10 protein-coding genes and 1 pseudogene are annotated in these 12,734 nt (G+C 71.8%); 9 read left to right on the forward strand and 2 right to left on the reverse strand.

Going from position 1 to position 12,734, the window contains the following annotated elements; translation table 11 throughout:
• The first annotated feature begins 943 nt into the window (after window positions 1-943).
• From rpmH to I6A81_RS10860, 9 genes and pseudogenes are all read left to right on the forward strand, one after another.
• The gene (gene rpmH / locus I6A81_RS10820) at window positions 944-1,081 is read left to right on the forward strand and encodes a 50S ribosomal protein L34 (protein WP_083419862.1); all 138 of its coding nucleotides are present in this window, start codon (window positions 944-946) and stop codon (window positions 1,079-1,081) included.
• A gap of 34 nt (window positions 1,082-1,115) precedes the next feature.
• A pseudogene (gene rnpA / locus I6A81_RS46120) lies at window positions 1,116-1,460 on the forward strand (ribonuclease P protein component); the annotation flags it as partial.
• 302 nt (window positions 1,461-1,762) lie between these two features.
• Window positions 1,763-2,047, forward strand: coding sequence for a membrane protein insertion efficiency factor YidD (yidD, locus tag I6A81_RS44810; protein WP_285222877.1), 285 nt, complete (start codon window positions 1,763-1,765; stop codon window positions 2,045-2,047).
• 4 nt (window positions 2,048-2,051) lie between these two features.
• The gene (gene yidC, locus I6A81_RS10835) at window positions 2,052-3,386 is read left to right on the forward strand and encodes a membrane protein insertase YidC (protein WP_203002039.1); all 1,335 of its coding nucleotides are present in this window, start codon (window positions 2,052-2,054) and stop codon (window positions 3,384-3,386) included.
• 61 nt (window positions 3,387-3,447) lie between these two features.
• On the forward strand, window positions 3,448-3,981 hold the full coding sequence (locus I6A81_RS10840; RefSeq protein WP_203002038.1) for a Jag family protein: 534 nt from the start codon (window positions 3,448-3,450) through the stop codon (window positions 3,979-3,981).
• 9 nt (window positions 3,982-3,990) lie between these two features.
• Window positions 3,991-6,147: a hypothetical protein gene (locus tag I6A81_RS10845; RefSeq protein WP_203002037.1), complete on the forward strand. Its 2,157-nt coding sequence runs from the start codon at window positions 3,991-3,993 to the stop codon at window positions 6,145-6,147.
• 528 nt (window positions 6,148-6,675) lie between these two features.
• Window positions 6,676-7,425: a 16S rRNA (guanine(527)-N(7))-methyltransferase RsmG gene (rsmG, locus tag I6A81_RS10850; RefSeq protein WP_203002036.1), complete on the forward strand. Its 750-nt coding sequence runs from the start codon at window positions 6,676-6,678 to the stop codon at window positions 7,423-7,425.
• 22 nt (window positions 7,426-7,447) lie between these two features.
• The gene (locus I6A81_RS10855) at window positions 7,448-8,344 is read left to right on the forward strand and encodes a ParA family protein (protein ID WP_407661283.1); all 897 of its coding nucleotides are present in this window, start codon (window positions 7,448-7,450) and stop codon (window positions 8,342-8,344) included.
• Window positions 8,341-9,276: a ParB/RepB/Spo0J family partition protein gene (locus tag I6A81_RS10860; RefSeq protein WP_203002034.1), complete on the forward strand. Its 936-nt coding sequence runs from the start codon at window positions 8,341-8,343 to the stop codon at window positions 9,274-9,276. The genes I6A81_RS10855 and I6A81_RS10860 overlap by 4 nt, the downstream gene beginning before the upstream one ends.
• 352 nt (window positions 9,277-9,628) lie before the next feature.
• On the opposite strand, the gene I6A81_RS10865 is transcribed toward I6A81_RS10860, so the two are convergent.
• Both I6A81_RS10865 and I6A81_RS10870 read right to left on the reverse strand, forming a co-directional pair.
• Window positions 9,629-10,297 carry a GNAT family N-acetyltransferase gene (locus I6A81_RS10865; protein WP_203002033.1) on the reverse strand — a complete coding sequence of 223 codons (669 nt, stop codon included), beginning with the start codon at window positions 10,295-10,297 and terminating at the stop codon, window positions 9,629-9,631.
• Between the two features lie 418 nt (window positions 10,298-10,715).
• Window positions 10,716-11,873 (reverse strand): N-acetylmuramoyl-L-alanine amidase, encoded by a 1,158-nt coding sequence (locus I6A81_RS10870; RefSeq protein ID WP_203002032.1) that lies wholly within the window; start codon window positions 11,871-11,873, stop codon window positions 10,716-10,718.
• Window positions 11,874-12,734 lie beyond the last annotated feature (861 nt).

Here is a 12,734-nt window from a genome sequence, read left to right on the forward strand (position 1 = left end):
CACATGATCGCGTCTCCTTCGGCGACGGGCACGGCGGCGGGACGACGTCGGTTCTCCACATCGTCGTCCACAACCTGTGTACGGACATGACACCGCATCCGACGCGCCGCCGGCACAGTAGGGCGGTCGGCTCAAGGTCGCCTAGGGGCGACCATCGCCGCTCCGCCGTCGGGGCGCGGGGCGCCCCGACCTTCTGGTACCGAGTCGGACCAGAAGGTCTGAGGCAGGCCTATTCGGTGGCTGGAAGCTTGGTTGCGTAGGTAGACGGTAAGGCGGTCGGTTCGGGGGCGCTTGCGTGACCGTCGCCGCTTCACCGTCGGGATGCGGGGCGTCCTGACCGGACTGGTACCGAGTTGGACCAGAAGGTCTGAGGTTAGGCCTAGTCGGTGGCTGGGATCGGCTTCGCCGATCCGGTGGGCCTTCGGGTGTTTCGTCTGTTTCGTCGTCGGGTGGTGGGCTGGGCCGGGGTGGTGCCGGGGTGGACCTGGGGGTCTGAGGCGGGAGTAGTCGGTGGCTGGGATCGGCTTCGCCGATCCGGGGGAGGCTTTGGGTGTTTCGTCGTCGGGTGGTGGGGCTGTGGCAGGTGGACCTGGGGGCTGAGGCGGGAGCATTCGGTGGCTGGAGGCTTGGTTGGATCCTGGTCGAGTGTGGTGCCTGGCTCCGGTGAGAGGTCCGGTGGTAGGTCCCCGCGGCGTGGTCCGCGTGTGTGTGGTCCACGTGTGTAAGGTGGAGCGTCGCCAGCGGGTGTTGGTCTTTCGGGGCCGGCGCCCACGGGCTTGTCGTCGTGGGCCGGGAGACGGTTCGTGGCGCGGCCCGGTGGACGCCGCCGTCCGGTTCGCGCTACGGGTCACCGCGCGCGACGAGCCGGCGGCACCGTTGGCGTAGCCTGAGTACGGACAGCTGTCTGTCGCGTCCCAGCCCACCTGCTACTCGGAGTCGTCACGTGAGCAAGCGCACCTTCCAGCCGAACAACCGTCGGCGGTCCCGTACCCACGGGTTCCGGCTGCGGATGCGTACCCGTGCCGGCCGCGCCATCATTTCCGACCGCCGCCGCAAGGGCCGTCGCGAACTGTCCGCCTGAGGCGGACCTCGCCGGCGCGCGGCTTCCGGCTCCCATGCTTCCCGCTCGTTCCCGGGTCAGCTCGCGGGAGGAGCACGCCCGGGTCGGGCGGCGGGGTCGCCGGTTCACCTGCCCGCCCCTGGTTGTTCATGCCCTGAGTACTGACGAACCCGGCCCGGCCAGGGCCGGGTTCGTGGTGAGCCGGAAGGTCGGCACCGCGGTGACCCGTAACCGGGTCCGGCGCCGGCTGCGCGAGCAGGCCAGATCTCGGCTTGCCTCGGTGCCGCCCGGCACTCTGCTGGTCATCCGGGCCCTGCCCGCCGCGGCCGATGCCAGCTCGGCCGAACTCGGCCGCGCGCTCGACCGCGGCTTCGGCGCGCTGCATGCCGCCAACGCGCGTCGGCGTCCGTCAGCCGACGCGCGACCGGCGGGGCCCAGGCCGCGCGCGACGGTGAGTCCACCAACCGATGACGGCGGGCCGACGGCGAAGCCGGTCGAGCCCGGAGACACCGCCACCGAAGCGGACGTGACCGCCAGCCCCGCCGCCCCATGGCCTCCGCCGAGGGCGGTCCTCGGCGCCTCGACCGACCCCGACCAGCCGGGCCGGAGCCGGCGGTGACCGGCGCCGCCTGGGCGCTGTGCGTGCTTGGCGCACTCGGGGCACTTGATCTCGTTCTCGCGTCCGCGGCGGTGGGCCGGCGAATGCCCCGGCTCGCCCGGAACCGTTCCGGCGCCGTTCGCGGCCCGCTGGCCTGGCTGCTCGCGGCGCTCGTCCGTGCCTACCAGCTCACACTGTCGCGCCGGATGGCCGGCATGTGCCGATTCGAGCCGTCCTGCAGCGCCTACGCGCTGACCGCCGTCCGTACATTCGGCGGAGTACGCGGCGGCCTACTCGCCTGCTGGCGGTTACTACGCTGCCAGCCGCTGTCACGCGGTGGGTACGACCCAGTACCTGTAGAGTCCGCCCGAGGGGCCTGGAGGAGTTAGACCGGTGCTGGATCCGCTTTACCATCTCGCGGCAGACGCGATCGTCTTCTTCCACAAGGGCTTCGGCCCGATCTTCGGCCAGACCAGCTTCTTCTCCTGGGCGTTCTCCGTCGTCCTCCTGGTCATCTGCGTCCGCATCCTGATCTTCCCGCTGTTCGTCAAGCAGGTGAAGTCGCAGCGGACGATGCAGCTGATGCAGCCCCGGATCAAGGAGATCCGGGAGAAGTACGGCCACGACAAGCAGCGCATGCAGCTCGAGATGATGGAGCTGCAGAAGGAGCACGGTAACCCGCTGCTCGGCTGTCTGCCGATCTTCCTGCAGATCCCGCTGTTCATCGCGCTGTTCCACGTCTTCACGCATCTCTCGCCGATGGGCGAGGGCCCGGGCGGCGCACTGGTATGGCGGCCCCGAGTCGGGCTGAGCGCCGACCAGGTGGAGCAGATCGCCTCGGCCAAGCTGTGGGGCATCTCGCTGGCGACGTCGTTCCGCTCGGACGGCGACCTGCTCGAGTTCCTCGGCGCCAACGGGACGCACGTCAAGATCGTCGCGGTCGTCCTCATCATCCTGATGGGCGCGACGACCTTCTTCACCCAGCGGCAGATCATGGCCCGGACCGGGCCCGTCGACCCGCAGCAGGCCATCGTCCAGAAGGTCCTGCTCTACGGCTCGCCGATCATGCTGGCGATCTTCGGTTTCCAGTTCCCGATCGCCGTCCTGATCTACTGGCTCACCACCAACCTGTGGAGCATGGGCCAGCAGTTCTTCGTCATCAAGAAGATGCCGCCCCTGACGCCGGACGCGTCCGGCCGGCTGCCCGGCGCCAAGCCCACCACCGCCGCGGAGCGGCCGACCCCGGCGCGCCCCGCGCCGGGCGCCAAGCCGGCCCCCGGCGCGAAGGGCAAGGGCACTTCCAACAAGCCGGCCTCGCTGACCAAGGCCACGTCGCCGTCCACCGCCAAGGCGCCGCGGTCGCCCGCCGCTGGTAACGGCTCCGCTCCGGCCGGCACCCGCTCACCGCGCGGCGCCTCGAACCGGGGCGGACAGCCCGTCGCCCCCGCCAAGCAGGCTCCCGCCAAGTCGGCCGCGACCAGGCAGGCCGCGACCAAGCAGGCCGCCAAGCCGAGCACCCCCACGAAGCCGAGCACCCCCGCCGAGGGCGGCGCCAAGCCGAGCGCGCCCAACGCCGACACGCCGGCGACCGGCGAGGCCGCGCCCGCGGCCGTGAACGGTTCCGCGCCCGCGAAGCCGGTGCCAGCGGGCGCCACCCGCCATGTGGGCGGGTCGCGGCCGGCCAAGAGGCGCGGCGGGAAGGGAAAGCGTCCCGGCGGCCGTCGGTGACTGGAGTCGTGTTGCCGTACCGTCACGTGCGGCGGTCCACCTACCCATGGAGTTTGCGTTGATGAGCGGTTCTGACGTCGCCGTTGACCCTGACGAGGACTCGCCGCGAGGGGACACCCTGACTGCCGAGGCGCGGCTGACCGCGCTGGAACAGGAAGGTGAGATCGCCGCCGACTACATCGAGGGCCTGCTCGACATCGTCGACATGGACGGCGACCTCGACCTGGACGTCGAGGGCAGCCGCGCGGTCGTCGCCGTCGTCGGCGACGGCCTCGACAAGCTGATCGGGCAGAACGGAGAGACCCTCGAGGCCCTGCAGGAGCTGACCAGGCTGGCCGTGCTGCAGAAGACCGGTGAGCGCAGCCGCCTGATGCTCGACGTCGGTGGTCACCGGGCCCGCCGTCGCGCCGAGCTGCGCGAGCTCGCCGCCCAGGTCGCCAAGCGGGTCGCCGACGACGCCAAGCGGGAGAAGCTCGCCCCGATGACCCCGTTCGAGCGCAAGGTCGTACACGACGTCATCGCCGGCGTCGAGGGCGTGCGCAGCGAGTCGGAGGGCGAGGAGCCCAACCGCTGCGTCGTCGTCATGCCCGTCTGACCCGTCGCGTTGACCGCCGCGTCCTCGGCCGGCACCGCCGGACGGCCGGACGAACCAGCCAGCGCCGCGCCGGGCGCGGACGTCGACGGCGATCTCGACGTCGACCGCGACCGCGATCTCGACGTCGACGGCCCCGGCGGCCTCGCCGATGACCCGCGCCACGGGGCACGTTGGCCGGCGGTCCCCCGGCCCCGCGCCGGCGAGTCCGGGCGCGGCCGCCGCCGGCCCGCTGGCTCCGTCCGGCGGGATCTCGGCTGGGCCGGCGGGGTGGCCGCGGCGCTGATCGTGGTGGCCGTCGTGCTGCGGACCTACCTGGGCCGGGCGTTCTGGTACGACGAGATCTGGCGAGGACATTTCGTCAGCGAACCGGCTGACACGTTCTGGTCGGAGCTGTCGCGCGCCAACACGCCATCCGCGGCCGGCTGGGTCGCGGTGGAGCGCCTCGGCGGCGAACTGCTGGGCTGGCACGCCTGGGTCCTGCGGTTGCCAGGGTTCGTCGCGCTGCCGCTGCTCGGCGCCGGCGTCACCCTGCTGGTCGCCCGCTTCGCCGGCCGGCCCGCCGCCGTGTTCGCCGCGGGATGGATCTGCCTGAACAGCACGTTTCTCGATCTTGGTACTCAGCTCAAGCCGTACACCATCGAGGCGCTCGCCGCGGTCGTCGCCGTGGGTCTGTGGCTGTGGGGCGAGCGAGGTGTCGCCGGCGGCGTCCGCGGGCATGCCGAAGACCAAACGGGTGGCGAAGCGTTTAGTGGTACTAAACCGCCGTTTACTGTAACTAAACATGTACCTACGGTGGTCGGCGAAGAGATGGTCGTCGACCGCAAGGACGATCATGATTTGGCGGTCGCCGCGGCCGACGGAGACCGTCTCGGCGGGGTGAGCCGGGGCCGCCTGGCGCGGCGGACGGCCGCCGGTCTCGTCGGCCTGTTCTCCGTGCCCGCGGTATTCCTGCTCGCGCCTCTCGCCGTCGCCGATGTGCTCTCCGGCGCGCTGGGGGCGCGCCGTGCCGGCGCGCGGCCGGCCGGGATGGCGGCGGCGGGCGCTCGGCGCGCGATCGAGGCGCTGCCCGCGCTCGTGCTCGTCGGGGCGCACACGCTCTTCTTCGTCGGTCACCAGTCGAGCCAGCGACTGGGTACCTACTGGGACGCGCACTTCCTCGCCGGCCGTGGTCCCGGCGAGGCGCTCGTCTTCGTCGGGGAGCAACTGCGTGACCTGGTGACCGGCACGCCGCCCGGCATCGACCGCTACGACCCGAGCCTGCTGCACGCGCCGACCGACGGGACCTGGGTGTCGCTGTGGCTGTTCGCCCCCGCGGTCGTCGTCTGCGGACTGGCCGGGGTCGCCATCCTCGCGCGGCGCCACGACGGCAGGCTGGTGCTGGCCGCACTCGGCGGTGCCCAGCTGACGATGCTCGCCGCGAGCGCCGTCCGGTTCTGGCCGTTCGGTCCAACCCGGACCAACCTGTTCGTGGTGCCGCTGATCGTGCTCGTCGTCGTCACCGGGGCCGCCGATCTGCTCGGCCGCCTCGGCCGCCTCGCGCGCGGCGCCCTCGCCGGTTTCGGGAAGCCCGGGGCCTTGACGGACTCCGCGGCCGCGCCAGCCGGCACCCGGGCGCCGGCCGAGGCCCGCGCGCCGCGGCTCGGCGTGGCGGCGCCGGCGGTCCTGCTCGCCATAGCCCTGAGCGCCGTCGGCATCGGCGCCCAGGCGGCGTCGGCCGCCCGCGACGGCCGGCTGTACGACCAGCGTGACCGGCTGCGTGGTCTTGACTTCACGGTCGACGCCACGATCGCCGCTCGCCGGCTCTACCGCGAGGGCGACCTGGTGGTCGTCGGCGGACGCCTGATGCGGCCTGGCTGGCTCTACGCGATGGAGGCCAGCGACGACGCGGCCCGGCGCCCTGGCGCGCTGCCCCCGGCCACCGGCCAGGCCCCGCGGGTTCCCCGGTCCGCGACCGTCTTCTTCTCGAAGCTGGGCGAGGGGGAGGTGGCGCGCGCCGTCGCCGCCCGCGCGCCCGCGCCGCGCCGCCTGCTGATGTTCGTCTTCGATCAGGACATCGCCGCCACCCGCCCCGACGTCGCCGACCTGCGCCGCGCCGGCTGGTGCCCCGCCGAGACGTACGCCTTCCCGCTCACCGGCACCCTGACGGTCCTCGCCGCCTGCCGCTGAGACCGGCGTTCCTGACCAGGCAGGATGCCGGGCTGGCCGCCGGCGGGCCACTCCTCGTAGCTCGCGACCTGATGTGGCGAGGTGAGCGACGTTCGCCCTGCCGCTTCCCGCCCGTCCCGGGGTGGCGCGCCCGAAGTGTCAGCTAGAACGCGCGCCATGGCCCGCGACACGGCGAACAGGTCGGCGGCCCCGCCCCGCCCTCGGGCCCTGACCTTCCTGGATCGCCACTGCTCCCGGACTTGTCCGACGGACAAGACGCTGGCGCCGGCCCACGACTGGGCGACATACTGGATCTTGCTTGGGAGCAAGGGACGAGGCGGGCGGGAGCTGAAGCGCCGGTCTGGCCTGACAGATCCGGCCTTCGGCATGGCGGGCGGGGCACGGTCAGGCGGCGGCGCGGCCCGGCTTCGCGCGGGTTGCCGGGCACGTCGTGGATGCTTGTTGGGTGCGGCGTTTGCGTGGCTGCCTGGCAGCCTGTTCCCGGTCCTGTTCCCGGCCCTGGTCTCGATCCCATCCTGGAGTGGCCCGATGAGTGTGGTCGGCGCCCCGCCGGCGGCGGCCGGCGAGCTGTTCGGCGCCGAGCTCGCCAGCGCGGTCCGTTATGCCGAGCTGCTCGCCACGGCGGGCGTCGAGCGTGGGCTGATTGGCCCACGCGAGGCGGACCGGCTGTGGGAGCGGCACCTGCTGAACTGCGCGGTGCTCGCCGAGGTGGTCCCGCCCGAGACGACGGTGGTGGACGTGGGCAGCGGCGCCGGGCTGCCCGGGGTGCCGCTGGCGTTGGCCCGGCCGGACCTTCGGGTGGTGTTCCTGGAGCCGATGGAGCGTCGCTGCGTCTTCCTCCGCGAGGTCGTCGCCGCGCTGGGCGCCGAGAGCCGCATGTCCGTGCTGCGCGGCCGCGCGCCGGACGTCGGTGTCGGTAAGGACGGGCTACGGTGGGATGTCGCCGTCGCCCGGGCAGTGGCGCCATTGGAGCGTTTGGGCGGCATGCTGCTTCCGGTTGTGCGACCCGGAGGTGTCATGCTTGCAATGCGGGGTTCGCGAGTCGACGAGGAGTTCGCGGAAGCGCGAGACGGCCTGCGGTCGCAGGGATGGCGGGACCCGCGGGTCCTGATGTGTGGAGCAGACCGGCTGGTCGAACCCACTCGCGTGGTCGCGGCGGAGCGAGCGGCTGACGGAGCGGGTCGACGCGGCGGGGGAGACCGGCACGATGGCAGGCAGCGTGGACAGACAGCACGTGAACAGCAACGGCGGACACGCGGACAGGCGTGTTCCACGTGAAACAGCGTCGGCAGGTCTCGGGATGGACCCCTTGGACACGTCGACCCCGATCGGAGCGGCGGCGGCAGCAGCGGTGGAAGCACTGACTATGGAACGACGACGTCCCTTCCCACGACCCAGCCGGCAGCGGATCTTCGCGGTCGCCAACCAAAAGGGTGGCGTCGGCAAGACCACGACAACCGTCAACCTCTCGGCCGCACTGGCGATGCACGGCATCCGGGTGCTGGTCATCGACCTGGACCCTCAGGGCAACGCCTCCACGGCTCTCGGGGTCGAACACCGCTCGGGTACGCCGTCCATCTACGAGGTGCTCCTCGGCGACCGGCCGCTCGACGAGGTGATCGCGCAGTCCGGGGAGGCGGAGGGCCTCTTCTGTGCGCCCGCCACGATCGACCTCGCCGGCGCGGAGATCGAGCTGGTCTCGATGGTGGCCCGCGAGGGCCGGCTGCGCCGCGCGATCGCGTCGCTGTCCCACGAGGTCGACTACGTCTTCATCGACTGTCCGCCGTCGCTGGGCCTGCTGACCGTGAACGCGCTGGTCGCGGCGAAGGAACTGCTCATCCCGATTCAGTGTGAGTACTACGCGCTGGAGGGTCTCGGGCAGCTGTTGCGCAACGTCGACCTGGTGCAGGCCCACCTGAACCAGGAGCTGCGGCTTTCCACGATCCTGCTCACCATGTACGACTCCCGCACACGCCTCGCCGACCAGGTGGTCCAGGAGGTCAAGGATCACTTCGGCGACCGGGTGCTGGGCACCACGATCCCCCGCAACGTCCGGCTCGCCGAAGCCCCGAGCTACGGCCAGTCCGCGCTGACCTACGACCCGGTCTCCCGCGGCTCGCTGTCCTACCTGGCCGCCGCCCGGGAGCTGGCCGAGCGCGGCGTCGAGACGCCGAACGGCGCGGGAGGTAACCGATGAGCGCGCCACGCCGGGTCGGTGGCCTCGGCAGAGGGCTCGGAGCGCTCATCCCGACCGCGCCGGAGGGCTACGACGGCTATCCGAGCGGCGGCGAGAGCGGCAACGGAGCCCGGCTCGCGTCGGCGCCGCTGCCGGTTCACGGGGCCGTCTTCCGGGAGATCCCGGTCGACTCGGTGCAGCCGAACTCTCGCCAGCCCCGGACGCACTTCGACGAGGAAGCGCTGGAGGAGCTCGCGGCGAGCCTGCGCGAGGTCGGCCTGCTGCAGCCGATCGTCGTCCGGGAGGTGCTGCCGGACCGGTACGAGCTGGTGATGGGGGAACGCCGCTGGCGGGCCTCCAAGCTCGCCGGCCTGCTGGACATCCCCGCGATCGTCCGGGAGACCGCGGATGACGCGATGCTGCGCGACGCGCTCCTCGAGAACCTGCACCGCCAGCAGCTCAACCCGCTGGAGGAGGCGGCCGCCTACGAGCAGCTGCTGCGTGAGTTCGGCGCCACCCACGACCAGCTCGCCAGCAAGCTCGGCCGGTCGCGGTCGCACGTGACGAACACGATCAGGCTGATGGGTCTGCCGCCGGCGGTCCAGCGCCGGGTCGCGGCCGGCGTACTGTCGGCCGGCCACGCCCGCGCGCTGCTCGCGCTGTCTGACCCGGAGGCGCAGGATCGGTTGGCGACCCGGATCGTCGCCGAAGGACTCTCCGTGCGCGCGGTCGAGGAGATCGTGGCGCTCGGAGAGGAGGGGCCGCGCAAGCGCGCCCCGCGGGCGCCACGCCAGGCCGCCCCGGCGCTGACCCAGATCGCCGACCGTCTCGCTGACCGCCTCGACACCAAGGTAAAGGTCGACATGGGCCGCAACCGCGGCAAAATCACCGTCGAGTTCGCCAGCCTCGAGGATTTGGAACGCATCGTCGCCACGATGACGCCCGGCTCCTAAAGCCGGGCCGGGCAGCCTGGCCGGGTCGGCCCGACCCGGCGCGCCTGGCGGGGCGGTGACGGCGTGCGTTGGCTGGGCCTGAGCGGGCCACCGGGACTCCGGTGGCCCGCTTCTTTCGGTCCCGGTGGGTGCCCGCGGCCAGGTGCCGCCCACAGGCCGGATCGGGTCCCCGATCCGCGGGCGGTGCGCCTCCTGGCCGGAGACGCGATTTGTCGTGCGCTCCCGCTGGTGCCCGGTGGCTCGCCGCGGGAGGCGATCGATCAGGCCAACGCTTGCGAGCGCACGAGCAAACGGCTGCCTTGCCCGTACTCCTGGGAAGGCAGCCGGTTTGACTCCGGGCCAGTGGGGCTCGTCAGGCAGGCGCGGGGGTCGGGGCGGGGGTCGGGGCGGGGGTGCCGCCGCCTACGGGGCGAAGAATGCCCTCGGGGGTCACGGAGCCCAGGAGGCGTTCCAGGGCTACCTCGACATCCTCGCGCCAGGTGACGGCATTCTTCACCTCTAGCCGCAGCCGTGGCCAGCGCCGGTGTGGGCGGACCGTCTTGAAGCCGACGGAGAGCAGGTAGTCGGCTGGGATCACGCAGCGGGTGCCCTCCTCTTGACGAAGGTCCCCGAATGCCTCGATCGCTCGGTATCCGCGCCGGATTACATCTTTCGCCATCGCCTGGACGAGCATCCGGCCGAGCCCTTGCCCGGCGAATTCTTCCACGATCTTCGCCGTCATGAGAAGCACGGCATCCGGACTCACCGGACTGGTCGGAAAGGCGACGGAACGAGGCACATAGGCCGGCGGGGCGTACATCGCGAATCCCGCCGGCACGTTGTCGACGTAGATGATTTTCCCGCAGCTCCCCCACTCGAGGAGCGCCGACGAGACCCAGGCCTCCTTCTCGAGGTCGGTGCCGCCGGCCTCCTCCGCCCGGCTGCGCGCCACGGGATCGAGTTCCCAGAACACACATCGGCGACACCGCTGGGGCAGGTCGTCGATGTTGTCGAGCGTTATGTTGGCGACGCGACGACTCATCGGGGGCGCTCCGCACGTCGAAGGATCCGGCTAGCTGCGCCTAGCCTAGGCGCCGGTTTCGGAATCTTCCTGATGGGCGGCCGCGTCGCGCGTGCGACGCGTATGGGCGCGGGCATCAGCTGGGGCGTCTTACCCAGCGTCGCACCAGATCGCGCGTTCGTCGGGCAGGCGGCAACCGACAGGCTTCGGGGCGGCTCTCGCCGGCGACCCGGCCGCCCACCGCCGAGGACCGACCACCGTCCCGCCTGCGACGGACTGTTTCACGTGGAACATGAGTGGAACACGGTTGGAGCGGTCGCCAGGGTCAGCGATGAGGAGCGGACCGGTGGGCGTTGTCTCGACTGCTGGGCCATGTTTCACGTGGAACATGGCCCACTTTGACGGCGACCAGTTCCCGGTCTTCCGGACACTCGGGAAGTCAGGAACGAGTGGCGACGCGGGGGACCCGAAGCTGACCGGTCGGCGGATCCTGCTCGGGCGGCAGGTACAGCCGTTGAATCGCCGCGAGGATCGACTCGGCCACGGTGGCCCGATACTCCGCCGAGGCAAGCGCGGCCGCGTCGTGCTCGTTGGTCAGGTAGCCGACCTCGACCCGCACGGCCGCCATCGTGGTCCGGCGAAGCAGCTCCCAGGTCTTCGCGTGTGTCCAGCAGTCGACCATGTCTGTGCGGGAGACGAGCTCCTTCTGGATGAGGCCGGCGAGTCGCTCGCCCACCGCCGACGAACCGCGCGCGTTGCCGAAGTAGTAGCAGGAAACCCCCTCGGCCTTCGGTGAGACGCTCGCGTCCGCGTGCAGCGAGATGAGCAGGTCGGCGCCGCGCTCGTTCGCCCGCCTGGCCCGCTCGGCTTCGTCGGGTGCCTCGTCGTCCGCGCGCACCCGGAAGGTCTCCAGCCCGGAGGAGAGTAGCCGCGCCTCCAGCCGGCCCGCCAGGTCGGCCATGATCTCGCTCTCGGTGAGCCTGTGGGCGACCACCCCGGTGTCCTCGCCACCGTGACCGGCGTCGATGGCGACCAGCATGCCGAGTAGCGAAGGGCCCCGGACCAGCAGGCGGACCGACTCGCGCAGCATGTCCGGTCGGCCACCGGTGACCGTGCGCTCCAGCCGCTTGAGCTCGCGCAGGGTGTGTGGGCCGCAGCGACCGTCTGGCTCGAGCCCGCGGTTCCGCTGGAAGTCGCGGACGGCCGCCTCGGTACGCGGGCCGAAGATGCCGTCGGTGCGCCCGACGTCGAAGCCCATGTTCGACAGCCGTTCCTGTAGCGCCGCCACGTCGTCACCGACGAACGGGTGGCCCGGCACGTTGTAGAGCAGCCGGTCGCCCAGCCGATGGCGGGCCTCGTCGAGGGCCCGCGCCGTGTCAGGCCCGATGATGCCATCGACGGACAGCCCACGGCTCTGTTGGAAGGCGCGGACCGCGCGGTCGAGGTCCGCGTCGAACAGTTCGGTCTCCCCCTGTCCCATGGCCGCGTCATCCTCCACGGGCTGGCGCGGAGCCGCGGGGAGGAAGGACAGGTGGGCCAGGGCGGCGCGTGCATCGGCCACCCCAGGAGCACGGTCACCGAGCCGGAGGAGCATCACGGGACACCAGCGTAGGGGATGGCGGCGGACTGCCCGGGGTCGCAAGCACGACCGTCCTGTCTGTCCGAGGTGGTTGGTGGTTCGTAAATGCGCCCGTCCGCCGGTCTCGTCACCGGGTCGACGGGTCGCTCGACGGCAACGCCTTCGAGAACTGGCTCGGCCATCGCCCCCACGCCCGAACGGGCGACGAGACCGGCGGGCCGGGCGAACGGCCACACACGCGAAACCGCCCCGCGACGACCACCGGCCCCGGCCCGCCAGCTCATCCCGGAACCTCGCTGCTTCCCGACTCGGGATCCCGACCTAAGACCGAGGCGGCCCTGGTTCTCGAATCCATCCTCGATACCGGATCGGTCGGAGCGTCCAGCGGGCCCGACCAGGGTTCCTGCCGGATCGGCGACCAGGTTCCTCCCGGATCGGCGTAGTCCGGGATTCCGGCCCGGATCGACTTCGTCGATCCGGGAGGTCTGCTGGAGGTAGGCGATCTAGGAGGTCTGGGAGCGTCGCCGAACGCGCCCGGGACTTCTCCATGAAGTTAGTCATGATTCCCGGCCTGGGACCGGGCGAGGCCGCCGGATTTCCGGCCCTTGCCGGTCCCAGGCGTTCGGGGCGCTCAGCGCCCCGACGACAAAACGCCAACGCCCGTTCGGGACCTTCGCTGGTTCGTGGCTGTGATGCCGGCCTGGGACCGGGCTTGCCCTGGTTCTTGGGTGTGGCCCGGTTCCAGGTGGGTTGGGGCGCTCAGCGCCCCAACGGCGGAGCGGCGATGGTCGCTCGGAACCTTGCTGGTTCGTGGCTGTGATGCCGGCCTGGGACCGGGCTTGCCCTGGTTCTTGGGTGTGGCCCGGTTCCAGGTGGGTT

Origin of the sequence: Frankia nepalensis (genome assembly GCF_016786325.1) — a bacterium.
GTDB lineage: Bacteria > Actinomycetota > Actinomycetes > Frankiales > Frankiaceae > Pseudofrankia > Pseudofrankia nepalensis.

Excerpts from the sequence above, each read along its gene's own strand:
- rsmG (WP_203002036.1), top strand. The coding sequence starts at position 6,676 with ATGAGTGTGGTCGGCGCCCCGCCGGCGGCGGCCGGCGAGCTGTTCGGC.
- I6A81_RS10855 (WP_407661283.1), top strand. The coding sequence starts at position 7,448 with ATGGACCCCTTGGACACGTCGACCCCGATCGGAGCGGCGGCGGCAGCA.
- I6A81_RS10860 (WP_203002034.1), top strand. The coding sequence starts at position 8,341 with ATGAGCGCGCCACGCCGGGTCGGTGGCCTCGGCAGAGGGCTCGGAGCG.
- I6A81_RS10840 (WP_203002038.1), top strand. The coding sequence starts at position 3,448 with ATGAGCGGTTCTGACGTCGCCGTTGACCCTGACGAGGACTCGCCGCGA.
- I6A81_RS10865 (WP_203002033.1), bottom strand. The coding sequence starts at position 10,297 with ATGAGTCGTCGCGTCGCCAACATAACGCTCGACAACATCGACGACCTG.
- yidD (WP_285222877.1), top strand. The coding sequence starts at position 1,763 with ATGCCCCGGCTCGCCCGGAACCGTTCCGGCGCCGTTCGCGGCCCGCTG.